We start from the raw sequence: 23,201 nt of genomic DNA, 5'->3' as shown, positions 1-23,201 counted from the left end.
ATTATGTCTGTTTTTCCGCAAGGATTTTTATGGGGCGGCGCACTGGCCGCCAACCAGTCTGAAGGGGCATACCGGGAAGGCGGCAAAGGGCTGACTACCGTCGATATGATCCCCCACGGCACACACCGCATGCCCGTCAAACTGGGTCAGGAAAAGCGCTTTACGCTGCGGGATGACGAATTTTATCCCAGCCATCAGGCGATCGACTTTTATCATCGCTATAAAGAAGATATCGCGCTAATGGCGGAAATGGGGTTTACGGTTTTTCGTACTTCCATTGCCTGGAGCCGCCTCTACCCTAACGGCGACGAGCTGACGCCGAATGAAGACGGAATTGCGTTTTATCGGGCCGTGTTTGCCGAGTGTAAAAAATACGGTATTGAGCCATTAGTCACGCTGTGTCACTTCGATGTGCCTATGCATCTGGTCACCGAGTACGGCTCCTGGCGTAACCGCAAAATGGTGGAGTTCTTTACCCGCTACGCCCGTACCTGCTTCGAGGCCTTTGACGGTCTGGTGAAGTACTGGCTGACGTTCAACGAAATCAACATTATGCTGCACAGTCCCTTTTCTGGTGCCGGGCTGGTATTTGAAGAAGGTGAAAATCAGGATCAGGTGAAATATCAGTCCGCTCACCACGAACTGATAGCCAGCGCCCTGGCGACTAAAATAGCCCATGAAATTAATCCGCAAAACCAGGTCGGTTGTATGCTGGCTGGCGGTAATTTTTATCCTTACTCGTGTAAGCCGGAAGATGTGTGGACCGCACTGGAAAAAGACCGTGAAAACCTGTTCTTCATTGATGTGCAGGCGCGCGGGGCCTACCCGGCTTACTCTGCCCGCGTGTTTCGCGAAAAAGGCGTGGTAATCGAAAAAGCCCCGGAAGACGACGACATCCTGAAAAACACCGTCGATTTCGTCTCTTTCAGCTATTACGCATCGCGCTGCGCCTCCGCTGAAATGAACTCGGGCAATACCAGCGCTGCCAACGTGGTGAAGTCGCTGCGTAATCCGTACATTGCCGCCAGTGAATGGGGCTGGGGAATCGATCCGCTCGGCCTGCGCATCACCATGAATATGATGTATGACCGCTACCAGAAACCGCTGTTTCTGGTGGAAAACGGGCTGGGAGCGAAAGATGAAATTGATGCCAACGGTGAGATCAATGACGACTATCGCATCAGCTATTTACGCGAACATATTCGCGCCATGGCAGACGCGATTGAAGATGGCGTGCCGCTGATGGGTTACACCACCTGGGGCTGTATCGATCTGGTTTCAGCCTCAACCGGTGAGATGAGCAAACGCTACGGTTTTGTATATGTGGACCGCGATGACGCGGGCAACGGCACGCTGGCACGTACACGCAAGAAATCATTCTGGTGGTACAAAAAAGTCATCGCCAGTAACGGTGCCGATCTGGCATGACGGATCTGCCGGAGGGGGTTACAGCCTTCCGGCAGAAGTACATATTTTCATTTCATTTATTACATTCCGGATTTGGAATCGTCCTTCCAGTTTCAGGTTTGCCCTCCCCCTTTTTTACTGGCATTTTATTCAGTAGTTTTTAATCCTGGCCGTTCACCACAAGGAAGCGTGCATGTTTGATAAAAAGGGCAAAACAGCGGTGGCAATCACCAAACCAATACGTCGCTTGAAAGTCAGCTATGTCAGAAAACGCCATGAAGATCCAAAAACGGGTTATACGCGACGAATCAGTCGTCACGCCTCACTCACGCTGAACGGCGACTGGCTGGAACAAGCTGGATTTCCGACCGGTACGGCAGTGAATGTATCAGTGATGCAGGGGAAACTAATTATTGAGCAGGCAATTGAATGACGAGGATACACTGGGAAAACAGGCCGGATGTCGTTCACATCCGGCACTGATACAGTTTACTCTTCTGGTGCTTCCAGCTCGGAGAATCCACCGTGTCCTTCCCAACCGGCTAATCGCTGATAGACGGTATCAACCGCATCTTTGATCGGCTGTGTCATCGGGTAGTAAAAACCGACGATGTCCGGTTGAATGCCGAGGAAAATCACCTCACCAACATCGTCTTTCAGCTGATCTACCAGGTAGTTCAGCGGCATGTTGTGGGTGGTCATCATGAACATCTCGGCAATGTCATCAGGATCGATAATGCGGATTTCACCGGGGTTCAGCCCCATATCGGTGGCATCAACAATCAACAAACGTTGCGGACGCAGTTCACGAATGGCGACAATATCGTTCTCCGGCGCGCTACCGCCGTCGATGACAACCCAGTTGCCTTGAGGATTTGCAGCACACATTTCAGCCAGCAGCGGGCCCGCGCCGTCATCGCCCATCATGCTGTTACCCACACATAATAAAACGTCAGTCACGGTGTCTCCTCACCATCAGATAGATGGCGCTTTCCTGGTGTATGTCGTGCAGCATGCTAAGCATCAGCTTGCTCCACTCCTGCTGCTGCGGGGTCTGCACGGCACGCGCATCATCGAACGCGCGCGCCAGCATTTGTACATGGTTGAAATCGATAACGATCTCGCCGTATTTCGGCACGCCTTCCATTTTCCGGCGGGCTTCGCTTCCCTCAGCAAGGGTAGCAATCCATGCCAGATATTCGTCCCATGGACAAGTTAACGCCGCTTCCAGGCAATCGATGATCCCTAGGTGGTGACCAATCGCCAGGCTGTAATAGACAACCTGCTGCGCCTCAGCGGGCGTCGCATCGTTCTCATCAATAAACTTACGGCTCAGTTGACTGAACACCACCGTTTCACTCATCGGATACGCGCCTCTTCGACAACATGATTAAGATGCGTGACGATCTCGGTCAGACGCGGATCGTTTTCCGCTTCCAGCCAGCGCGCCACCTGATGCTCGCCCTGCCCTAACTGCGTCATATAGTCATCAGCAATCTGGCGGCCGTAGCGGTATCCCGCCAGACGGCGTGCTTCGCGGTCCACCTTCACACGCAGCGGCTGAACCATGTCCGGATGCAGAATTTCCGCCGGCTGTTCGTCCAGTTCACCCGGCGCACGCGCGTGAATTTTTTGCTCCAGCAGACCCAGCGCCATGGCAAAACCATACAGCGTTGCCGCAGGCGTCGGCGGACAACCTGGAATATACACGTCCACCGGTACGATTTTGTCCGTGCCGCCCCATACGCAGTATAAGTCGTGGAAGATACCGCCGCTGTTACCGCAGGCACCGTAAGAGATACAAATTTTCGGATCTGGCGCAGACTGCCAGGCACGCAGCGCCGGAGAGCGCATGGCACGGGTTACCGCGCCGGTAAACAGCAGAATATCCGCATGGCGCGGTGACGGGACGACTTTGATGCCAAAACGTTCGGCATCAAACAGCGGAGAAAGCGTAGCAAAGATTTCGATTTCGCAACCGTTGCAGCCGCCGCAGTCCACGCGGTAAACGTACGCTGAACGCTTGATGCTTTTCAGCAGCGACGCTTTCATGCTGGCAATGGATTCATCCACCGTCATCGGTACCGGAATACCGTTGGCGTCACGTGGGCCTAATAAATTGCTCATCAGCTGGCCTCTTTCATATGGCGAGTCAGTTCAATACGGTCAGACGGCACCAGGCATTTCTGGCGCTTACAGTCCGGGCAGGTCTCAAAGCTTTCACGGTGGTTTTCCGCGCGGGTATCACCGTTGTGCTTAAGCAGCGCAATGGCGTAATCAATCTCTTTTTGCACCGCAAACGGACGGTTACATACGCGGCAATTGCACAGCGCAAAACGAGACTGCTGCAGGAAATCATCTTTCTTCCACACCGCCAGCTCATACTCCTGCGACAGCTTGATTGCCGCTGTCGGGCAGACTTCTTCGCAGCGGGCGCAGAAAATGCAGCGCCCAAGGTTGAACTGCCACGCCAGCTCATTGGTGACCAGATCGGTTTCTACCGTTAACGCGTTCGACGGGCACGCATTCACACAGGCCGCACAGCCGATGCACTGCTGCGGATTATGTTCCGGTTTGCCACGGAAGTTTTTATCGACCGCAATCGGCTCGAGCGGATACGACGACGTCGGTGCCCCGGTTTTGATGACTTTTTTGATAAAGGTAAACATGGCGATTCCTTATTTCAGCGGCGAGTTTTTACGCTCGATGCTGTAGCGCTCAAGTTCTTTGTACGGCACGACTTTGCTCTTCTTCTTACGCACATCGACCACGGTCATACGGTCAGTACAGGAGTAGCAAGGATCGAGGCTACCGATAATCAGCGGGGCATCGGAAACGGTATTGCCACGCAGCATGTAGCGCAGCGTCGGCCAGTTGGCGTAAGTCGCCGCACGGCAGCGCCAGCGATACAGTTTCTGGTTGTCGCCGGTCATGCTCCAGTGGATGTCATCTCCACGCGGCGCTTCAGCAAAGCCCAGTGCGAAACGGTGAGGAATATAGGTAAAGCCTTCCACCATCAGCGGGCCGCCCGGCAGGTTATCCAGACCAAAGTCGATCATATTCAGCGCGGTGTAGACTTCATTAATACGGACTTTCAGGCGAGAAATAACGTCGCAGCCCTGCTCGCTGTGAACTTCCATCGGCAGCAGACCATAGCCGACAAACGGGTGATCGGCGCGGGTGTCACGCGCGTGGCCGCTGGCGCGAACCATCGGGCCGACGTTACTGAAGTCACGGGCAATTTCCGGATCAAGACGACCAATACCAACGGTACGCTGTTCCATGTTCGGCGTGCTGAGCAGCATATCGACCAATTCCTGCACGTCACGACGCATCTGCTGCGCCAGTTGACGGGTCTGGATCATATCTTCTTTCAGCAGATCACGACGGATACCGCCGATCAGGTTCAGACCGTAGGTTTTACGTGCCCCAGTGAGGATCTCCGCCATCTTCATCGACGTTTCACGTACGCGGAAGAACTGCATAAAGCCGGAGTCAAAACCGGTGAAGTGACAGGCCAGCCCGAGGTTGAGCAGGTGCGAGTGCAGACGCTCAACTTCCAGCAGAATGGCGCGGATCATCTGCGCACGTTCCGGCACCACGATGCCCATCGCATTCTCAACGGAGGTGGTATAAGCGGTGCTATGCGCAAAGCCGCAGATGCCGCACACGCGATCCGACAGGAACGTCACTTCGTTGTAACCCATGCGGGTTTCCGCCAGTTTCTCCATGCCGCGGTGGACATAGAACAGACGGTAATCGGCATCGATGATGTTCTCACCGTCAACAAACAGGCGGAAGTGACCGGGTTCATCGGAGGTGACGTGCAACGGGCCAATCGGCACCACGTTATTTTTCTTGTCGCCCAGTTCGTTGATGAACTCGTAGGTTTCAGCATCGGTAGTCGGCGCCGGGCGCTGACGATAATCCATGCTGTCTTTACGCAGCGGATAGAGTTCGTCCGGCCAGTCATCCGGTAACACCAGACGGCGCTCATCCGGTAAACCAACCGGGATCAAACCGTACATGTCGCGCACTTCACGCTCGCCCCAGACCGCTGCTGGAACGCGCGGCGTGACGGACGGGAACTCCAGTTTATTGGCATCGACTTCAACGCGGACGGTTATCCAGCACTTGGTGCCCTGCTCCATCGACATTACGTAATAAACGGCGTAATGACCGCACAGCTGACGTTCGTCGTTACCAAACAGCACGGATAACCAGCCGCCCTGTTTGTAGTACAGGAACTCCACCACTTCCGGCAGGTAGTTCACCTTGACGGTGATCGTCAGCTGATCTTTGGTCTGCCAGGCTTCATCCAGCACCACGCCCGGAAAGGCCTGGTGCAGCGCAGCGAGATATTGTTGACCTAATTTTTCTTCAGACATGCTCAAACTCTCTTAAATCACGCCACCAGCAAGGAGACGAACGCTAAAAACGCAAACCCAAAACCGGCCCAGGTCACGCGTGAAGTGGCGCAAAAACGCAGACGCGCCATGCTGTTTTCGAACAGGGCGATAACCAGCACGCCGAGGACCAGCTTGACGACGGCAATCACCAGCGCCAGCAGCAGTCCACCGGCGGTGAAGGTTTCCATCTGTCCCCACGGCAGGAACACGCCAACGAACATTTGCAGAACGACCAGCTGTTTGAGGCTAATGCCCCACTTCAGCACGGCAAAACCGCTGCCGCTGTATTCGGTCAATGGACCTTCCTGCAGCTCCTGCTCTGCTTCCGCCAGATCGAACGGCAGTTTGCCCATTTCGATAAAGGTGGCGAAAGCACAGGCGCACAGTGCCAGAATCAGCGGAATGCTGCGCGCAGCAGGCCAGTGGTAAATGGTATCGGCGATATTGCTGATATGGGTTGAACCCGCAACCTGTGCCGCTACCCACAGCCCCAGCAGCAGGATAGGTTCAACCAGCACGCCGAGCATCGCTTCACGGCTGGCGCCAATGGCGGTAAACGGGCTACCGGTATCCAGTCCCGCGATAGAGAAGAAGAAACGGGCGATGGCGAACAGGTAAATTAAGGTGATCAGATCGCCCAGTTGTGGCAGCGGCGAGCCAACGGTCAATACCGGCAACGCAGTGGCGATAGTCAGCATCACGCCCACCATCACAAACGGCGTCAGGCGGAAAACCCAGCTGGAATCCGCAGGCGCAATGCTCTGACGGCCCAGCAGTTTGATAATGTCGCGGTATTCCTGCAAAACGCCCGGACCGCGGCGATTGTGCAAACGCGCACGCGCCACGCGGGTAACACCGGACAGCAGCGGCGCAACGGCAAACAGCACCAGCGCCTGAATTAACGGATATAAAACACTCATTCTCAGGCTCCTCGTGAAACCACAATCACCACCAGCACCGCCAGCTCAATCAGCGCCAGGCGACGGAACAGCACCGGTGCAGCCGCATTCTGCCAGCCCGGAACCAGTGATACCGGGTTCAGCCATTTACGCAGTTTGAGTACCGGGGCAAAGGCTTCTTTCACCGGCATGGCAAAACCGTGCGCGGTAATCACCATTGACTGCTCGTGATCGTAACCACACACCCATGCCGCACCGCGTGAACGCGACGGCAGACGGTTGCCTTTGAAAATGGCCATGATGATGAACGGCAGCAGCGGACACGCGATCAGCAGCAGCGTGATCATTGGCTGAGAAACGGTGGTGTTCGCGGTTTCCAAAGGCAGCGGAACGGCAGAGGAGATCATCGGCAGCAGCCACGGCGCAGCAACGCCGCCAATCACGCAGCAGATAGCCAGCGCGACGACGCTCACTCCCATCAGGATTGGCGCGCAGCAGGCATTTTCAGCTTCCTTCGTGCGCGGTGCGCCAAGGAACGTAACGCCATAGACTTTCGCCATACACATCACCGCCAGCGCGCCGGTAATTGCCAGCCCTACCGCCAGCAACGGTCCTAACAGGCTACCGACAAACGCGCCGCTGTTGCCAAGCTTAAAGAAGGATTGGTAGATAACCCACTCACCGGCAAAACCGTTCAGCGGCGGCAGTGCGGCCATCGCCATCAGACCAACCAGCATCGCCAGCGAGATAACCGGCATACGTTTACCGATACCGCCCAGTTTTTCGATATCACGATGACCGGTACGGAACCAGATGCTGCCTGCACCCAGGAACAGAACACTTTTGAACAGGCTGTGGTTTACCAGGTGGTACAGACCGCCGGTCAAACCCAGCGCGATCAGCGCAGGTTGATTCAGGGAGATTCCGGTCACGCCAGCGCCCAGACCCAGCAGAATAATGCCGATGTTTTCCAGCGTGTGGTACGCCAGCAGGCGCTGGATATTGTGTTCCATCAGCGCATACAGACCACCAACAAACGCGGTGATCATGCCCAGCACCAGCAGCGTAATCCCCCACCACAGCGGCGCGTTACCGCCCAGCAGCGACAGGGAGAGAATACCCAGCAGACCAACCTTCATGACGACGGTAGAGAACAGCGCCGCAGCCGGTGCGCTGGCATTGGCGTGTGCCTGTGGCACCCAACCGTGCAGCGGAATAATCCCGGCCAGCAGGCCAAAACCTGCCACGCCCAGCAGCCAGATGTCAGACCCGAGCGGCAGCTCCTGGGTGCGCAGGTCTAGCAGACGCAGCTCCAGAGTGCCGTAACGTTGCCACACCAGGTAGCAGGCGACCGCCAGCAGCAGCGTACCAATACGCCCCAGCGCAAACCACAGTTTGCCTTCTTTACTGCATCCGGTGAGGAACACGGCACACAGCGCCATAATTTCCGCCATCACCACCAGCGTACCGAGGTTGCTGGCAACCACCGCACATACCGCCGCGGCCATCAGCAGATTCACCAGCAGGCCGTTAGCTTTCACCTGAGGATGACGATGCCAGTCAATGTTGTACAGGCTGACAAACAGGCCGCACAGGCCCAGTGTAATCAGCCAGATAGCATTCAGCGGAGTAATTTGCAGACTGTGACCAATAAACGGCATCACGCCGCTCACTGCCAGCGCATTAGTCAGAACGGTAAAACCCGCGGCTGCCGTACACAGGCTGCCGACTGCACCGCCAACCCCAGCAATCCATCCGCTCAGCGATTTATGAAATGAAAACAGAAATGCCAGAACCGCAGCCGCTGTAAACCAGGCTACGCCGCTGTTAATCAGTGAAATTGCGCTCATTTTGCATCCCCACTCTGAGCCTGCTGAAACAAGGTGAGATCGCCGAAATCGGTATTGAAAGTCAGCTCTCGCTTACGTTTGCTGGCGCGGGCGATATCCATGTTGCTCACCAGATGCAGGGCTTTGGTCGGACACATGCGCACGCAGGCAGGACCTTGCTCGTCAAAACTACACAGATCGCATTTCACCGCGATGGCACGAACGCCAGGAACCCAGTCCAACAGCGAACTCACGCGAGCAGGCGCTGGCGGAGCCGGAGGCGCTTTTGGCGTATTGGCGTTTGCCGGAATGTGTAGCGGACGGCTACCGGAAAACTCTATCGCGCCAAACGGACAAGCGATCCCGCACAGTTTGCAGCTTACGCACAGGCTTTCGTTCAGCTGTACGGCGCCATCAACGCGGTTAATGGCATTAACCGGACACACGGTGGCGCAAGGCGCATCTTCACACTGGTGGCAAAGCTGCGGCGCGGATTCTTTTTCATTTAACATCACTTTCAGGCGCGGCATTGACTGCAGGCCATGCTGGCGATGTGTCTCTGAGCAGGCGGCTTCACAGGTGTGGCAGCCAATACAAAGAGTGGAGTCAGCAATTACAAAACGATTCACCAGGCATTCCTCAGGTGATAGTCATTTTTGACGAAAACATGTCTACCAAATGTCATTTCGACATTTTTCGACATGCCCATTCCCTAAAACGTCGTGACGCAGTATGTAGACCGCACCATGACAAAGTGGGCAGCACCCGAGGCTTAAGCCGGGCTGTGTCCCTCAACCAGCTGGCTTAAATTCACCGGCATATTGTTCTCAACCGCGGTGTACAGGCTGTCGTAGACGGTGGCGATTTTTTCGAGATAGTGCTCCAGCACCTGCTCGCGATCGCGGTTGCTAATACGCTCATCGACCTTACCGTCGATAGTCAATTCTGCCTGTGCAATCAGCTGCTTATCATCACCGTCTTTCGTTTCGACGTAGTATTCGATGGTATGGCTGTTAAAGCCGTCCGCCAGCGTGACGTAGATAGTGAAGTGTTCAAAAAGGACGAAGCAGAGATCCTTGTCCGGTGCGCAGCTCATCGCATGATGCAAACGCGCTTTTGACAGGGTGATCCCCTGAACCAGCGAGTTGCAGTAAATACGCCACTGGTCCTGTAGGCGACGATGCCGTTCAGCGATGTAATCGGCTTTTTCGCTTATTTCCCAAATAGTCATGTCAGGTTACCCGTTTAGCAGAGATGAACAGCCTTAAGCACATTTCATGCCAAAATTAAATTACTTAATTTTCATATAGATAAAAAACCAAAGGCGGGTGACGACATGTCATTTCGTCATCGTCGTCATTGTCACGAATGAAAAAAATCAACCTGGCATGCTTATTGCTTTTAATACGTCAACTTCACAGGAGGCGGTATGCACGAAATAACCCTCTGCCAACGGGCACTGGAATTGATTGAACAACAGGCCACGCAACACGGTGCTAAGCGAGTAACTGGGGTCTGGCTCAAAATTGGCGCATTTTCTTGCGTAGAAACCAGCGCTCTCTCCTTTTGTTTTGATCTGGTATGCCGCGGGACCCTTGCAGAAGGTTGTAAACTCCACCTCGAAGAACAAGAAGCCGAATGTTGGTGCGAATCTTGTCAGCAATACGTCACGTTACTGACGCAACGCGTGCGCCGATGCCCGCAATGCAACAGCGATATGCTGAGAATTGTGGCCGATGACGGCTTACAGATTCGACGTATTGAAATAGATGAAACTCCAGCGCCGGATGGCGACGCTTAAGCGTCTTATCCAGCCTACAGAAACAGCTCGTTTGTAGGCCGGATAAGGCAACGCAGCCATCCGGCAACAGATGTATCGCAAGTAAAAAGATCAGGAGTGAGCGATGTGTACGACATGTGGTTGCGCTGAAGGCAACCTATATATAGAGGGTGATGAGCATAATCCCCACTCGGCGTTTCGCAGCGCGCCATTTGCCCCGGCGGCTCGTCCGGCGCTGAATATTACCGGTGTGAAGACCTCAAATTTCACACCGAGCCAGACTGAAGAAGGCGATTTGCACTACGGTCACGGTGAGGCCGGAACCCACGCACCAGGTATGAGCCAACGCCGTATGCTGGAAGTGGAAATTGACGTACTGGACAAAAACAACCGCCTCGCCGAGCGCAACCGTGCCCGCTTTGCGGCCCGTCAGCATCTGGTGCTGAACCTTGTTTCAAGCCCGGGCTCTGGTAAAACTACCCTGCTGACCGAAACGCTGATGAAGCTGAAAGATAGCGTGCCGTGCGCCGTTATTGAAGGTGACCAGCAGACGGTGAACGATGCCGCCCGTATTCGCGCCACAGGCACACCCGCCATTCAGGTCAACACCGGTAAAGGTTGCCACCTTGACGCACAAATGATTGCTGACGCCGCGCCGCGTTTGCCGCTTGACGATAACGGTATTCTGTTCATTGAAAACGTCGGCAACCTGGTCTGCCCGGCCAGCTTCGACCTCGGCGAGCGCCATAAAGTGGCCGTGCTTTCAGTAACCGAAGGTGAAGACAAACCGCTGAAATACCCGCATATGTTTGCCGCCGCATCGCTGATGCTGCTCAACAAAGTGGATCTATTGCCGTACCTCAATTTTGACGTTGAAAAATGCATCGCCAGCGCCCGGGAAGTGAACCCGGGGATTGAGATTATCCTAATTTCCGCCACCAGTGGTGAAGGGATGGATCAATGGCTCTCCTGGCTGGAGACGCAGCGATGTGCATAGGTGTTCCGGGTCAAATCCGCACCATTGATGGCAACCAGGCCAAAGTCGACGTTTGCGGTATTCAGCGCGACGTCGACCTGACGCTGGTCGGTAGCTGTGATGAACATGGTCAACCGCGCCTCGGCCAGTGGGTACTGGTCCACGTCGGTTTTGCCATGAGCATCATTAATGAAGCTGAAGCGCGCGATACGCTCGACGCGCTACAAAACATGTTTGACGTTGAGCCGGATGTCGGCGCGTTGCTGTACGGCGAGGAAAAATAAATGCGTTTTGTTGACGAATACCGCGCACCAGAACAGGTGATGCAGTTGATAGAGCACCTGTGCGAACGTGCCGCCCACCTCTCCTACACGGCTGAACGCCCGCTGCGAATCATGGAAGTTTGTGGTGGTCATACCCACGCTATCTTCAAATTCGGGCTCGACCAGTTGCTACCGGAAAACGTGGAGTTTATTCATGGTCCGGGTTGCCCGGTTTGCGTTCTGCCGATGGGCAGAATCGACAGCTGTGTAGAAATTGCCAGCCATCCAGAAGTAATTTTCTGCACCTTTGGCGACGCTATGCGCGTCCCGGGTAAGCAAGGCTCCCTACTGCAAGCCAAGGCGCGTGGTGCGGATATCCGCATCGTCTACTCACCGATGGATGCACTGAAGCTGGCGCAGGAAAACCCAACACGTAAAGTGGTGTTCTTTGGCCTGGGTTTTGAAACCACAATGCCAACGACCGCTATCACCCTGCAACAGGCAAAGCAGCGTGACGTGCAGAACTTTTACTTTTTCTGCCAGCACATCACGCTTATCCCTACGCTGCGCAGCCTGCTGGAACAGCCGGACAACGGTATCGACGCCTTTTTAGCGCCGGGCCACGTCAGCATGGTGATTGGCACCGACGCCTACAACTTCATTGCTTCAGATTTCCATCGCCCGCTGGTGGTCGCCGGTTTCGAACCGCTTGATCTCCTGCAAGGCGTAGTGATGTTAATTGAGCAGAAAATTGCAGCCCAAAGCCAGGTAGAAAACCAGTACCGCCGCGTGGTACCGGATGCCGGTAACGCGTTAGCACAACAGGCCATTGCCGAGGTGTTCTGCGTCAATGGTGACAGCGAATGGCGCGGTCTGGGCGTTATCGAATCCTCTGGCGTTCACCTGACGCCGGACTATCATCGCTTTGATGCCGAAGCACATTTCCAGCCAGCGCCGCAGCAGGTGTATGACGATCCGCGCGCGCGTTGTGGGGAAGTGCTGACGGGCAGATGTAAACCACATCAGTGCCCGTTATTTGGCAAAACGTGTAACCCGGAGACCGCGTTTGGCGCCCTGATGGTCTCCTCAGAAGGCGCATGTGCCGCCTGGTATCAGTATCGTCAGCAGGAGTGTGAAGCATGAGCAGCGTACAACTCGCCCACGGTAGCGGCGGTCAGGCTATGCAGCAGTTGATCAACAGTCTGTTTATGGAGGCTTTCGCGAATCCGTGGCTGGCGGAACAAGAAGATCAAGCGCGTCTGGAACTGGCACAACTGGTGGCAGAAGGCGACCGTCTGGCGTTTTCAACTGACAGCTACGTTATCGATCCGTTGTTCTTCCCCGGCGGCAATATCGGCAAGCTGGCCATCTGTGGTACGGCTAACGACGTGGCGGTCAGCGGAGCTATTCCACGCTACCTCTCCTGCGGTTTTATCCTCGAAGAGGGTCTGCCGATGGAGACACTGAAAACCGTTGTTAACAGCATGGCAGCAACCGCGCGCGAAGCAGGCATCGCCATCGTGACTGGCGATACCAAAGTCGTGCAGCGTGGTGCAGCAGACAAACTGTTCATTAACACTGCCGGAATGGGGGCAATTCCCGCCAACATTCACTGGGGTGCACAGACTCTCGGCGTGGGTGATGTGCTGCTGGTCAGTGGTTCGCTTGGCGATCACGGCGCAACTATCCTTAACCTACGCGAGCAATTGGGTCTGGATGGCGAACTGGTCAGCGACTGCGCGGTGTTAACACCTCTTATCCAGACGCTGCGTGATATTCCTGGCGTGAAGGCGCTGCGTGACGCCACCCGTGGCGGCGTGAATGCGGTGACGCATGAGTTTGCCGCATCATGTGGATTTGGTATTGAGCTGTCTGAAGCGGCCCTGCCCGTGAAGCCTGCGGTGCGTGGCGTTTGCGAGCTGCTGGGTCTGGATGCGCTCAACTTTGCTAACGAAGGCAAACTGGTGATTGCCGTTGAACGCCAGGCCGCTGAAACCGTACTTGCCGCGCTGCGCGCGCATCCGTTAGGGTGCGATGCTGCAATGATTGGTGAAGTGGTTGAACGCAAAGGTGTTCGTCTTGCCGGACTCTACGGCGTGAAACGAACCCTCGATTTACCACACGCCGAACCATTACCTCGTATATGCTAGCAGCCGGTTGGCAGCATGCTGTAGGCCGGATAAGACGCATTTGCGTCACTATCCGGCATTAACGCTGCATAACGCCTGATGGCGCTTTGCTTATCAGGCCTACGGATTGCGTGACCAGCGAGTTTGCGGTCAGCCATCCGGCAATAATTTACGACTTATACCTATAATTCATTTACCGTTTTCGCACCGTTCTGCGGTGCTTTCCCTGGAAAAGCAATATGTCGTATACACCGATGAGTGACCTCGGACAGCAAGGCCTGTTCGATATTACTCGTACATTATTACAGCAGCCCGATCTCCCGTCTCTTAGCGAGGCGCTTTCGCAGCTAGTCAAGCGTTCAGCGCTGGCCGACTGCGCGGCTATTGTCTTATGGCAGGCACAAACGCAACGTGCGCGTTATTTTGCAACGCGTGAAAATGGTAAACCCATCGATTATGAAGACGAAACGGTGCTGGCACATGGTCCGGTACGCCGTATTTTGTCTCGCCCTGATGCGTTGCACTGCAACTATCATGAGTTTACGGAAACATGGCCACAATTGGCTTCAGGTGGACTGTATTCTGAATTTGGCCACTACTGCCTGCTGCCACTGGCGGCAGATGGGCGCATCTTTGGCGGTTGCGAATTCATCCGTAACGAAGACCGTCCGTGGAGTGAAAAAGAATATAACCGTCTACAGACCTTCACTCAGATAGTCGGCGTCGTTGCTGAACAAATTCAAAGCAGAGTCAGCAACAACGTCGATTACGATCTGCTGTGTCGTGAGCGTGACAACTTTCGCATCCTGGTCGCCATCACCAATGCCGTGCTCTCCCGACTGGATATTGATGAGCTGGTCAGCGAAGTCGCCAAAGAGATCCACCACTACTTCGACATCGATGCCATCAGCATCGTGTTACGCAGCGATCGCAAAAATAAACTCAGTATCTATTCCACTCACTATCTGGATGAACATCATCCGGCACACGAACAAAGTGAAGTGGACGAAGCGGGAACGCTCTCTGAACGGGTCTTCAAAAGCAAAGAGATGCTGCTGATCAACCTGAGCGAACGTGACATCCTTGCCCCTTACGAACGGATGCTGTTCGAAACCTGGGGCAACCAGCTACAAACCCTGTGTCTGCTACCGCTGATGTCCGGCAATACTATGCTCGGCGTACTCAAGCTGGCACAGTGCGAAGAGAAAGTATTCACTACCGCCAACCTCAAGCTATTGCGCCAGATTGCCGAGCGCGTGGCTATTGCCGTGGATAACGCCCTCGCCTATCAGGAGATCCACCGCCTGAAGGAACGTCTGGTCGATGAAAACCTGGCGTTGACTGAACAACTCAACAACGTAGAGAGTGAGTTCGGCGAAATCATTGGTCGCAGCGAAGCGATGTACAGCGTACTCAAGCAGGTCGAAATGGTGGCGCAAAGCGACAGCACCGTCTTGATTCTGGGTGAGACCGGAACAGGTAAAGAGCTGATCGCACGAGCCATTCACAACCTGAGCGGACGTAACGCCCGTCGGATGGTGAAGATGAACTGCGCGGCAATGCCTGCCGGATTACTGGAAAGCGATCTGTTTGGTCATGAGCGTGGCGCGTTTACCGGTGCCAGCACGCAGCGGATTGGTCGTTTCGAGCTGGCAGATAAAAGTTCGCTGTTCCTCGATGAAGTTGGCGATATGCCGCTGGAGCTTCAGCCTAAGCTACTGCGGGTTCTGCAAGAGCAGGAATTTGAACGTCTGGGCAGTAATAAGCTGATCCAGACCGACGTGCGCTTGATCGCCGCTACCAACCGCGATCTGAAGAAGATGGTTGCCGATCGCGAATTTCGTAACGATCTATATTACCGGCTGAACGTCTTCCCGATCCATCTGCCGCCGCTGCGTGAGCGCCCGGAAGATATTCCGCTGCTGGTAAAAGCCTTCACCTTCAAAATTGCTCGTCGGATGGGACGCAATATCGACAGTATTCCCGCCGAGGCTCTGCGCACGCTGAGCTGTATGGAATGGCCGGGTAACGTGCGTGAGCTGGAAAACGTGGTAGAACGTGCGGTTCTGCTTACCCGGGGCAACGTACTGCAACTGTCCCTTCCGGATATTGCCCCTTTGACGCCGTCCACGCCTCCGGTGGCAACCGAAGTCGCACAGGACGGTGAAGATGAATACCAGTTGATTATGCGCGTACTGAAAGAAACCAACGGGGTGGTTGCCGGTCCCAAAGGCGCGGCACAAAGGCTGGGGCTGAAACGTACAACGTTACTCTCACGCATGAAGCGATTAGGCATTGATAAGGATGCACTGGTTTAGCCAGTGTGGCTATACTGGGTGATATCTCAACGAAAGGAGGCAGTATGGCGGTATCAGCACGTAATCAATTAACCGGTACGGTGAGCGCAGTCGCTACGGGCGCAGTGAATGATGAAGTTGAACTGACGCTGGCTGGCGGCGCAAAACTGGTCGCGATTGTAACCCATAGCAGCCAGCAGGCGCTGGGTCTGGCGAAAGGGAAAGAAGCAATTGCCCTGATTAAAGCGCCATGGGTGACGCTGGCAACTGAAGACTGTGGTCTGAAGTTCTCTGCCCGCAACCAGTTTGCTGGCAGTGTTTCCCAGGTCACAGAAGGCGCAGTCAACGCCACGGTACATATCAAAACTGACGCAGGCTTCGAGATTGTTGCCGTCGTCACCAACGAAAGTCAGCAAGAGATGAAACTGAGTCAGGGAAGCCGTGTTGTTGCGCTGATCAAAGCCTCAGCTATTCTGATTGCCACCAAAGCGTAGTCGCCATTCATCACCACATGGCTAAGTTGCCCGATGGCGCAATGCGCATCGGGCCTACGCGACAGATGCACTTATTCTCGTAGGCCAGATAAGGCGCAGCCGCCATCCGGCGCACAGCGACCTTATTTTTTCCGCTGGTACTTCTCGGGTAACTCCGGCACTGGACGTTTGTCATCAATCAGGTGACGTACGGTCAGAATCGGGTGACGCCAGAGCATTCTCGGCCCAGCCCAACGCATAATTTGCTTCATCTCTTCGCGTTTAGCAGGTTGATAACAGTGCACAGGACACTGTTTACAGGCCGGTTTTTCCTCACCAAATACGCACTTGTCGAGGCGCTTTTGCGCATAGGCAAATAACGCATCGTAATGCCCCGGCTCGTCTGAAGCCTGCGGGCACTGGCTCTCGTAGAGCGAAATCATTCTCTGGATCGTCATTTTTTCACGTGCAATGCGTTTGCCGGACATGATGCCTCCACAATTAAGTTGCATAAATAATACACCTTAACTAAGCACAGAACTATTACTTGAAGGTGATACATCCTTAGCACCCTACGCAAATAAGAATTATTTTCATTTGTTTATGCCATGTGCTATATAACATAGCAAAGGCTATATTCGATGATAAATTAACCACTTTGTTGCGAGGGATACTATGCCGCATCTGCCCCATCTGAAGTCATTTCTCCTTGCCAGCGTGTTAACAGCGCTGACGCTGTCACCTGCCTGGGCGAAAGAAAAATTCAAAGTGGTAACCACCTTTACGGTGATTGCCGATATGGCAAGCAATGTAGCAGGTGACGCGGCGGACGTTAGTTCTATCACCAAACCGGGTGCTGAAATTCACGAATATCAACCAACCCCAGGCGATATTAAACGGGCGCAAGGTGCACAGCTTATTCTCTCCAACGGTCTAAACCTCGAACTATGGTTTGCCCGCTTCTACCAAAATTTGTCCGGCGTACCTGAAGTGATGGTCTCAAACGGCGTGCAGCCAATGGGCATCAGCGAAGGGCCGTACAACGGTAAACCAAACCCGCATGCCTGGATGTCAGCAGAGAACGCGCTGATCTACGTGGATAACATTCGCGATGCGCTGATCAAATATGATCCGGACAATGCCGCAACCTACCAGAATAATGCGCAGAATTATAAAGCGAAAATCCAGCAGACCCTGGCGCCACTGCATACAGAACTGGCAAAGCTCCCTGCTGATAAACGCTGGCTGGTCACCAGCGAAGGCGCATTCTCTTATTTAGCTCGTGATAACAATCTCAAGGAGCTGTATCTGTGGCCGATCAATGCCGATCAGCAGGGTACGCCCAAGCAGGTACGCAAGGTTATCGATGCCATCAGAGAGCATCATATCCCGACGGTATTTAGCGAAAGCACCGTGTCCGACAAACCAGCGCGTCAGGTTGCCCGTGAGTCTGGCGCACATTACGGCGGCGTGCTGTATGTCGATTCGCTCAGTGCAGCCGACGGTCCGGTACCGACCTATCTGGATTTACTGCGCGTCACCACGCAAACCATTGTTAACGGCATCAACAAGGGTCTGGAGAGCCAACCATGAGTCACTCTGCGATTACCGTAAATCAGGTTACGGTGACGTATCGCAACGGTCATACCGCATTGCGGGACGCCACTTTTCAGGTTCCGGGCGGCTCAATTGCCGCGCTGGTCGGCGTAAACGGTTCGGGAAAATCAACGCTTTTTAAAGCGCTGATGGGTTTTGTCCGCCTGGCGCAGGGGGAAATCTCAATTCTGCAACAGCCGGTAAATAAGGCGCTCAAACAGAATCTGATCGCCTATGTCCCCCAGTCAGAAGAGGTGGACTGGTCGTTTCCGGTACTGGTGGAAGATGTGGTGATGATGGGACGCTTTGGCCATATGGGCTGGCTGCGTCGACCAAAACAAATTGACCACGCCTGCGTAGATGCGGCGCTGGCGCGAGTTGATATGCTGGATTATCGCCATCGTCAGATAGGTGAACTGTCCGGTGGGCAGAAAAAGCGTGTTTTTCTGGCAAGGGCCATTGCACAGGACGGACAGGTTATTTTACTGGATGAACCCTTTACCGGCGTGGATGTAAAAACCGAGGCCCGGATCATCGACCTGCTGCGTGAACTGCGTGATGAGGGTCGAACCATGCTGGTCTCTACCCATAATTTGGGATCCGTCACCGAGTTTTGTGATTACACGGTGATGATTAAGGGCACGGTGCTGGCAAGTGGACCCACCGAAACCACCTTTACCCCCGAGAATCTCGAACTGGCATTCAGCGGTGTACTGCGTCACGTTGCGCTGAGCGGCGGTGAACAGCACGTAATTACCGATGATGAACGCCCGTTTATTTCGCGACGCACGGCAAACGAGGGGGAATAACCATGAACTGGCTAACGGAGCCGTTTGGCTACCAGTACATGCTCAACGCCATGTGGGTCTCGGCAATGGTCGGCGGCCTGTGTGCGTTTCTCTCCTGCTATCTGATGCTCAAAGGCTGGTCGCTGATTGGCGATGCGCTGTCGCACTCTATCGTGCCGGGCGTGGCAGGCGCTTATATGTTAGGGCTTCCCTTCGCGCTTGGCGCATTCCTTTCCGGCGGACTGGCGGCGGGCAGTATGCTGTTTCTTAATCAACGTTCGCGCCTGAAGGAAGATGCGATTATCGGACTGATTTTTTCGTCTTTTTTCGGTATCGGGCTGTTTATGGTGTCGCTCAATCCGATGTCGGTGAATATTCAGACCATTATTCTCGGCAACGTGCTGGCGATTGCGCCAGAAGATATTCTGCAACTGGCCATCATCGGGGTTATTTCGCTAACCATCCTGTTTTTGAAGTGGAAAGATCTGATGGTGGTTTTTTTTGATGAAAACCACGCGCACTCTATCGGTCTGAATCCGGGCCGGTTGAAGCTGTTATTTTTTACGCTGCTCTCCGTTTCCACGGTCGCCGCGCTGCAAACCGTCGGCGCATTTCTGGTGATTTGCCTGGTGGTTACGCCCGGTGCAACGGCCTGGCTGCTGACCGATCGTTTTCCACGCCTGCTCACTATCGCCGTAGCTATTGGCAGCCTGACCAGCTTTTTCGGCGCCTGGCTGAGCTACTGGCTGGACGGTGCAACCGGCGGAATTATTGTCGTTCTGCAAACGCTGCTGTTCCTGCTGGCATTTGTCTTCGCGCCAAAACACGGTCTGCTGGCGAATCGCCGCCGCGCCCGTCTGGTGAACAAGGAGTCAGTATGATCTTAACAACGCTGCTGGAACCCTTTCAGTTTGGTTTTATGGTCAATGCGCTGGTCATCTCCACCATTGTCGCCGTGCCCTGCGCGCTGCTGTCTGTATTTTTAGTACTCAAAGGCTGGGCGCTGATGGGCGATGCAATGAGCCACGCGGTTTTCCCGGGAATTGTACTGGCGTGGATTGCGGGCATCCCACTGGCAATTGGCGCATTTATCGCCGGGCTGTTCTGTGCGGTGGCGACGGGTTATCTCGACGATAACAGCCGCATCAAACGCGATACCCTGATGGGAATCGTCTTTTCCGGCATGTTTGGCGCAGGGCTGGTGCTGTACGTCTCTATCCAGTCAGAGGTCCATCTCGATCATATTCTGTTCGGCGATATGCTGGGCGTATCGTTCAGCGACATCATACAAACCGCGGTTATTACGCTTGGGATAGCACTTATTATTGGGCTTAAGTGGAAAGATCTGCTGCTGCATGCGTTCGACCCGCATCAGGCAAAGGCCAGTGGGCTTAACACTGCACTGCTACATTACGGCCTGCTGTGCATGATCGCCCTGACGATTGTCGCCACGCTAAAATCAGTAGGGATTATTTTGTCGATCTCCTTACTGATTGCGCCTGGCGCCATTGCGATTTTAATGACGCGGAAATTTTCCCACGCCTTGTGGCTGGCGGTGATTATGTCGGTCGTTACCTCGTTTATGGGCGTGTACCTGTCTTTTTTCATCGACAGTGCACCGGCCCCCACCATCGTCGTACTATTTTCACTACTGTTTGTGATGACCTTTATTTATTCCACCCTGCGCGACCGTCGTTTAGAACGGCGACGCCAGCAATACGACCTCTAACGGAGTGGGCAGTGATATGCCCACTATCGTTATTAGAATACGTAATGACAATATTCCCAGCGTCCTGAACAAATGCCCCGTTCTGAAACCATGCCATATTTACCAGCGCTATTTAATAATCAGATAGTCACTATCACATTAGATAAAAATACAGGTAAATTTTATGAGCAAGATGAGAATGTCAGAAATCTATTCTGAACCAGAGGCCTATGGCTTACCACGCAAAGGTATAACACTTAATAATAAGGAAGCTGCGTTGGTGGTAGTCGATCCACAGATCGATTTTTTAAGTCCTCAGGGTATTGGCTGGGAGGTTTTTAAAGACAGCATTATTGAAAATAATACTGTAGAAAATCTCGAGACGTTGTTCAAAATGGCAAAAGAAGCACAAATGCCTGTTTTTATTTCTCCACATTATTACTTTCCGCACGACTATAAATGGCAATCTACCGCACCGGGAGAAACATTTATGCACGGCACTGGAATGTTCAATCGTAAAGGTCCACTGACGATGGAGAATTTTGAAAATTCTGGCGCAGACTTTTTACCTCAGTTTAAGCCATATATTTATGATGGCGAAACGGTCATTGCCTCACCGCATAAGATTTTCGGACCAGAAACCAACGACCTGGTACTGCAATTAAGAAAACGCGGTGTCTCACAGGTCATTCTCGCCGGTATGGCTGCCAATCTGTGTATTGAATCCCATATGCGTGAATTGATTGAGCAAGGTTTTGAAGTTGTCGTCGTTAAAGATGCGACAGCGGGTCCGCGCATTCCGGAAGGTGACGGTTATCTCGCCGCTCTAACCAACTACCGCATCATTTCCAATGATTTATGGGACACCGACACCACGGTTGAAAAGGTAAAGGCAGCAGCTAAGTAATAGCTATGAGTACGGTTACCGAGGGTAATTGTATGTACTACATCGCTCATCCATTAGCCATCAAAATAAAATTCATTAAGCGCGGAACTTTTCCATGAATCTTAAGTTTAAGGTTATTTCGGCATGTATTTTACTTTCCATGTCAGTTTCAGCTACTCAGGTGTTGGCCGCTGCCAATACAAATGAGACTACTTACTTAGTTAACCGTGGTGATCCACAATTAAAGGTCAACGGCAAATATATCGATCAGATCATTGCCGAAGTAATGGCGAAAAATAATCTGCCGGGTTTATCCATGGCGATTGTTCAGGCACCTTATATTCCGCGCTCAGCGGGATACGGTCTGGCAACGGCTGCCAATGATGAGCTTGCTTCCACCAAAACCATGTGGGGAATTGGCCCTATCACGCAAGCTTTTACTGCAGTCGCAGTAATGCAACTGGTAGAGCAAGGCAAATTGGATCTTAATACTCCTGTGAGTGTTTATTTGCCTGGCCTGCCGGAAAGCTGGCATAACATTACGATTCTGGAATTAATGCAGCACTCATCCGGGATCCCTGATTTCAGATCTTTCGGCTATAAACAAGAGCAAAAATATACACCTGCGCAGCTTGTGGATCTTGTTAAAGATAAACCGCTCGAATTTAAAAACGGCACGGATATCAACTCCAGCGCAACTGACTTTATCCTGTTAGGTATGGCTATCGAGAAAGTCAGCGGAATGAGTTACGTTGACTTCGTCAACAAATACCAAATTGCGCCGTTAGGTCTGCAAAGCACCATGTTCGCAAAAGACATGCCAACAAAAGCATTCCTTGATCGCCCGACGCCTGATAAGCAACATAATCAGCATTCGAAATTTAAGTCAGAAATTGACTGGATCAACCCTGTTGAGCCTGCAACAGGTTACGTCGCAGCGGGTGACAAACTGGCGCCTGTTAGCGCGATCGCCACTGATAATCTGTTCGCCTACGGTGGTCTGTGGTCATCAGCGGAAGACATCAGTAAGTGGGATATCGGTCTTGCCGGCAGCACGCTAGTTAAAGACAAAAAGCTGCGCGACATTATCTATAGCCCGGCAAAACTGAAAAATGGCAAAGTCGTGCCTGCCATGGCCGGCTGGGAATTTACCCACCATCCTGGTTTTCTGGAAATCAAAGGAACCACAGGTGGCTTTAGTGCCTATCTGAGCCGCTTTACCGCCGGTGATGAACTGGTTTGCGTGACAATGCTGACCAATAAAGAAGGCGTAGACATGACTCAGGTGGCTCGTGATATCGCTGAAGCCTATAAAATCGGGCTGGGTTCTGGGTTAAATTCAGAGAAGATCAAAAACCAGGAAAGTAAATTCTCAGTCGATGAGACGGTCTCCCGACTGAAAGCCATTCTGAAAAGCGAAGGCGTTCCGGTATTCACCGAAATTGATCACGAGAAAAATGCCGAGGGCGCGGGAATGAACCTCAGGCCAACGAAAGTCCTGGTATTTGGTAACCCTAAAGTCGGCACAAAACTGATGCAGGATAAACAGGGTGTCGCGCTGGATCTGCCGTTACGTGTCTCCGTATGGCAGGATAAGATCGGGCGAGTTTGGGTCGGTTATGAAAACCTGGATGACGTAGCAAAAACCTACGATCTTCAGGACAAGCAGACCATTGATAAGATTGACAACTTTATGACTAAGCTGGTCAGTCGGGCTGTTGATGCTTATATCCAGTAACGGGATTTAGCACTCCCAGCCTT

At 53.4% G+C, this 23,201-nt stretch carries 25 protein-coding genes; 15 read left to right on the top strand and 10 right to left on the bottom strand.

Annotation, left to right across the window (positions count from 1 at the left end):
- Positions 1–3 precede the first annotated feature (3 nt).
- Together GHC22_RS05330 and GHC22_RS05325 are read left to right on the top strand one after the other, a co-directional pair.
- Entirely contained in the window at positions 4–1,428 is a 1,425-nt protein-coding gene (locus GHC22_RS05330) for a 6-phospho-beta-glucosidase (protein WP_153752391.1), read from the top strand.
- Positions 1,429–1,600: 172 nt separating this feature from the next.
- Positions 1,601–1,840 carry a SymE family type I addiction module toxin gene (locus GHC22_RS05325; protein WP_153752389.1) on the top strand — a complete coding sequence of 80 codons (240 nt, stop codon included), beginning with the start codon at positions 1,601–1,603 and terminating at the stop codon, positions 1,838–1,840.
- Between the two features lie 56 nt (positions 1,841–1,896).
- Here GHC22_RS05325 and hycI read toward each other — a convergent pair whose 3' ends face one another.
- The 9 genes from hycI to hycA form a co-directional block, all read right to left on the bottom strand.
- Positions 1,897–2,367, bottom strand: a complete 471-nt coding sequence (hycI, locus tag GHC22_RS05320) for a hydrogenase maturation peptidase HycI (RefSeq protein WP_003037382.1) — start codon at positions 2,365–2,367, stop codon at positions 1,897–1,899.
- Complete coding sequence (locus tag GHC22_RS05315; RefSeq protein ID WP_003037385.1) at positions 2,360–2,770, bottom strand: formate hydrogenlyase maturation HycH family protein; 411 nt, start codon at positions 2,768–2,770, stop codon at positions 2,360–2,362. The genes hycI and GHC22_RS05315 overlap by 8 nt, the downstream gene beginning before the upstream one ends.
- Complete coding sequence (hycG, locus tag GHC22_RS05310; RefSeq protein ID WP_003037388.1) at positions 2,767–3,534, bottom strand: formate hydrogenlyase subunit HycG; 768 nt, start codon at positions 3,532–3,534, stop codon at positions 2,767–2,769. Before hycG ends, GHC22_RS05315 begins: the two co-directional genes overlap by 4 nt.
- Complete coding sequence (locus GHC22_RS05305; protein WP_032944742.1) at positions 3,534–4,076, bottom strand: formate hydrogenlyase complex iron-sulfur subunit; 543 nt, start codon at positions 4,074–4,076, stop codon at positions 3,534–3,536. Before GHC22_RS05305 ends, hycG begins: the two co-directional genes overlap by 1 nt.
- A gap of 9 nt (positions 4,077–4,085) precedes the next feature.
- Positions 4,086–5,795: a formate hydrogenlyase subunit HycE gene (hycE, locus tag GHC22_RS05300; RefSeq protein WP_003037393.1), complete on the bottom strand. Its 1,710-nt coding sequence runs from the start codon at positions 5,793–5,795 to the stop codon at positions 4,086–4,088.
- Positions 5,796–5,812: 17 nt separating this feature from the next.
- Positions 5,813–6,736 (bottom strand): respiratory chain complex I subunit 1 family protein, encoded by a 924-nt coding sequence (locus GHC22_RS05295; protein ID WP_153752387.1) that lies wholly within the window; start codon positions 6,734–6,736, stop codon positions 5,813–5,815.
- 2 nt (positions 6,737–6,738) lie between these two features.
- Entirely contained in the window at positions 6,739–8,565 is a 1,827-nt protein-coding gene (hycC, locus tag GHC22_RS05290) for a formate hydrogenlyase subunit 3 (RefSeq protein WP_003825912.1), read from the bottom strand.
- Positions 8,562–9,173 carry a formate hydrogenlyase subunit HycB gene (gene hycB / locus GHC22_RS05285; RefSeq protein WP_003825909.1) on the bottom strand — a complete coding sequence of 204 codons (612 nt, stop codon included), beginning with the start codon at positions 9,171–9,173 and terminating at the stop codon, positions 8,562–8,564. The genes hycC and hycB overlap by 4 nt, the downstream gene beginning before the upstream one ends.
- A 143-nt stretch (positions 9,174–9,316) precedes the next feature.
- Entirely contained in the window at positions 9,317–9,775 is a 459-nt protein-coding gene (gene hycA / locus GHC22_RS05280; protein ID WP_008785633.1) for a formate hydrogenlyase regulator HycA, read from the bottom strand.
- 198 nt (positions 9,776–9,973) lie between these two features.
- Here hycA and hypA point away from each other — a divergent pair, with 198 nt between their 5' ends.
- From hypA to GHC22_RS05245, 7 genes are all read left to right on the top strand, one after another.
- Positions 9,974–10,345: a hydrogenase maturation nickel metallochaperone HypA gene (gene hypA, locus GHC22_RS05275; RefSeq protein ID WP_008785634.1), complete on the top strand. Its 372-nt coding sequence runs from the start codon at positions 9,974–9,976 to the stop codon at positions 10,343–10,345.
- A gap of 103 nt (positions 10,346–10,448) precedes the next feature.
- Complete coding sequence (gene hypB / locus GHC22_RS05270; protein ID WP_003037409.1) at positions 10,449–11,321, top strand: hydrogenase nickel incorporation protein HypB; 873 nt, start codon at positions 10,449–10,451, stop codon at positions 11,319–11,321.
- Complete coding sequence (hypC, locus tag GHC22_RS05265) at positions 11,312–11,584, top strand: hydrogenase 3 maturation protein HypC (RefSeq protein WP_003037411.1); 273 nt, start codon at positions 11,312–11,314, stop codon at positions 11,582–11,584. The genes hypB and hypC overlap by 10 nt, the downstream gene beginning before the upstream one ends.
- Positions 11,585–12,706 (top strand): hydrogenase formation protein HypD, encoded by a 1,122-nt coding sequence (gene hypD, locus GHC22_RS05260; protein ID WP_103014823.1) that lies wholly within the window; start codon positions 11,585–11,587, stop codon positions 12,704–12,706. It begins immediately after the preceding gene.
- Complete coding sequence (gene hypE / locus GHC22_RS05255; RefSeq protein ID WP_048225272.1) at positions 12,703–13,713, top strand: hydrogenase expression/formation protein HypE; 1,011 nt, start codon at positions 12,703–12,705, stop codon at positions 13,711–13,713. Before hypD ends, hypE begins: the two co-directional genes overlap by 4 nt.
- A 218-nt stretch (positions 13,714–13,931) precedes the next feature.
- Positions 13,932–16,010 carry a formate hydrogenlyase transcriptional activator FlhA gene (gene flhA, locus GHC22_RS05250; protein ID WP_032944751.1) on the top strand — a complete coding sequence of 693 codons (2,079 nt, stop codon included), beginning with the start codon at positions 13,932–13,934 and terminating at the stop codon, positions 16,008–16,010.
- Positions 16,011–16,054: 44 nt separating this feature from the next.
- Positions 16,055–16,483, top strand: coding sequence for a molybdopterin-binding protein (locus GHC22_RS05245; RefSeq protein ID WP_003825890.1), 429 nt, complete (start codon positions 16,055–16,057; stop codon positions 16,481–16,483).
- Between the two features lie 122 nt (positions 16,484–16,605).
- Here GHC22_RS05245 and GHC22_RS05240 read toward each other — a convergent pair whose 3' ends face one another.
- Positions 16,606–16,950 (bottom strand): nitrous oxide-stimulated promoter family protein, encoded by a 345-nt coding sequence (locus GHC22_RS05240; RefSeq protein WP_003825888.1) that lies wholly within the window; start codon positions 16,948–16,950, stop codon positions 16,606–16,608.
- Between the two features lie 187 nt (positions 16,951–17,137).
- On the opposite strand from GHC22_RS05240, the gene GHC22_RS05235 reads away from it, so the two are divergent.
- The 6 genes from GHC22_RS05235 (at position 17,138) to GHC22_RS05210 (ending at position 23,178) form a co-directional block, all read left to right on the top strand.
- A complete protein-coding gene (locus GHC22_RS05235) occupies positions 17,138–18,055 on the top strand; it encodes a metal ABC transporter substrate-binding protein (RefSeq protein ID WP_057068101.1) in 918 nt (305 codons plus the stop codon).
- Positions 18,052–18,867 carry an iron/manganese ABC transporter ATP-binding protein SitB gene (sitB, locus tag GHC22_RS05230; protein ID WP_003825870.1) on the top strand — a complete coding sequence of 272 codons (816 nt, stop codon included), beginning with the start codon at positions 18,052–18,054 and terminating at the stop codon, positions 18,865–18,867. The genes GHC22_RS05235 and sitB overlap by 4 nt, the downstream gene beginning before the upstream one ends.
- 2 nt (positions 18,868–18,869) lie before the next feature.
- Positions 18,870–19,727, top strand: coding sequence for an iron/manganese ABC transporter permease subunit SitC (gene sitC / locus GHC22_RS05225; protein ID WP_153752385.1), 858 nt, complete (start codon positions 18,870–18,872; stop codon positions 19,725–19,727).
- A complete protein-coding gene (gene sitD, locus GHC22_RS05220; protein ID WP_032944764.1) occupies positions 19,724–20,575 on the top strand; it encodes an iron/manganese ABC transporter permease subunit SitD in 852 nt (283 codons plus the stop codon). Before sitC ends, sitD begins: the two co-directional genes overlap by 4 nt.
- A gap of 163 nt (positions 20,576–20,738) precedes the next feature.
- A complete protein-coding gene (locus tag GHC22_RS05215; protein WP_153752383.1) occupies positions 20,739–21,461 on the top strand; it encodes a cysteine hydrolase in 723 nt (240 codons plus the stop codon).
- 94 nt (positions 21,462–21,555) lie between these two features.
- Positions 21,556–23,178, top strand: coding sequence for a serine hydrolase (locus GHC22_RS05210; RefSeq protein WP_153752381.1), 1,623 nt, complete (start codon positions 21,556–21,558; stop codon positions 23,176–23,178).
- The last annotated feature ends 23 nt before the right edge of the window (positions 23,179–23,201 follow it).

It is taken from the genome of Citrobacter sp. H12-3-2 (assembly GCF_009649895.1).
GTDB classification, from domain to species: Bacteria; Pseudomonadota; Gammaproteobacteria; order Enterobacterales; family Enterobacteriaceae; genus Citrobacter; species Citrobacter portucalensis.
This window is presented reverse-complemented; position numbering and strand designations above follow the sequence as displayed.

What these genes read in the sequence shown, in the direction of transcription:
- hypD (WP_103014823.1), top strand. Translation starts at nt 11,585, where the DNA reads ATGCGTTTTGTTGACGAATACCGCGCACCAGAACAGGTGATGCAGTTG.
- GHC22_RS05295 (WP_153752387.1), bottom strand. Translation starts at nt 6,736, where the DNA reads ATGAGTGTTTTATATCCGTTAATTCAGGCGCTGGTGCTGTTTGCCGTT.
- GHC22_RS05245 (WP_003825890.1), top strand. Translation starts at nt 16,055, where the DNA reads ATGGCGGTATCAGCACGTAATCAATTAACCGGTACGGTGAGCGCAGTC.
- GHC22_RS05330 (WP_153752391.1), top strand. Translation starts at nt 4, where the DNA reads ATGTCTGTTTTTCCGCAAGGATTTTTATGGGGCGGCGCACTGGCCGCC.
- GHC22_RS05240 (WP_003825888.1), bottom strand. Translation starts at nt 16,950, where the DNA reads ATGTCCGGCAAACGCATTGCACGTGAAAAAATGACGATCCAGAGAATG.
- hycC (WP_003825912.1), bottom strand. Translation starts at nt 8,565, where the DNA reads ATGAGCGCAATTTCACTGATTAACAGCGGCGTAGCCTGGTTTACAGCG.
- hycA (WP_008785633.1), bottom strand. Translation starts at nt 9,775, where the DNA reads ATGACTATTTGGGAAATAAGCGAAAAAGCCGATTACATCGCTGAACGG.
- GHC22_RS05235 (WP_057068101.1), top strand. Translation starts at nt 17,138, where the DNA reads ATGCCGCATCTGCCCCATCTGAAGTCATTTCTCCTTGCCAGCGTGTTA.
- hypE (WP_048225272.1), top strand. Translation starts at nt 12,703, where the DNA reads ATGAGCAGCGTACAACTCGCCCACGGTAGCGGCGGTCAGGCTATGCAG.
- GHC22_RS05210 (WP_153752381.1), top strand. Translation starts at nt 21,556, where the DNA reads ATGAATCTTAAGTTTAAGGTTATTTCGGCATGTATTTTACTTTCCATG.
- hypA (WP_008785634.1), top strand. Translation starts at nt 9,974, where the DNA reads ATGCACGAAATAACCCTCTGCCAACGGGCACTGGAATTGATTGAACAA.
- GHC22_RS05325 (WP_153752389.1), top strand. Translation starts at nt 1,601, where the DNA reads ATGTTTGATAAAAAGGGCAAAACAGCGGTGGCAATCACCAAACCAATA.
- GHC22_RS05305 (WP_032944742.1), bottom strand. Translation starts at nt 4,076, where the DNA reads ATGTTTACCTTTATCAAAAAAGTCATCAAAACCGGGGCACCGACGTCG.
- GHC22_RS05315 (WP_003037385.1), bottom strand. Translation starts at nt 2,770, where the DNA reads ATGAGTGAAACGGTGGTGTTCAGTCAACTGAGCCGTAAGTTTATTGAT.
- sitD (WP_032944764.1), top strand. Translation starts at nt 19,724, where the DNA reads ATGATCTTAACAACGCTGCTGGAACCCTTTCAGTTTGGTTTTATGGTC.
- hypC (WP_003037411.1), top strand. Translation starts at nt 11,312, where the DNA reads ATGTGCATAGGTGTTCCGGGTCAAATCCGCACCATTGATGGCAACCAG.
- GHC22_RS05215 (WP_153752383.1), top strand. Translation starts at nt 20,739, where the DNA reads ATGAGCAAGATGAGAATGTCAGAAATCTATTCTGAACCAGAGGCCTAT.
- hypB (WP_003037409.1), top strand. Translation starts at nt 10,449, where the DNA reads ATGTGTACGACATGTGGTTGCGCTGAAGGCAACCTATATATAGAGGGT.
- hycG (WP_003037388.1), bottom strand. Translation starts at nt 3,534, where the DNA reads ATGAGCAATTTATTAGGCCCACGTGACGCCAACGGTATTCCGGTACCG.
- sitC (WP_153752385.1), top strand. Translation starts at nt 18,870, where the DNA reads ATGAACTGGCTAACGGAGCCGTTTGGCTACCAGTACATGCTCAACGCC.
- sitB (WP_003825870.1), top strand. Translation starts at nt 18,052, where the DNA reads ATGAGTCACTCTGCGATTACCGTAAATCAGGTTACGGTGACGTATCGC.
- flhA (WP_032944751.1), top strand. Translation starts at nt 13,932, where the DNA reads ATGTCGTATACACCGATGAGTGACCTCGGACAGCAAGGCCTGTTCGAT.
- hycE (WP_003037393.1), bottom strand. Translation starts at nt 5,795, where the DNA reads ATGTCTGAAGAAAAATTAGGTCAACAATATCTCGCTGCGCTGCACCAG.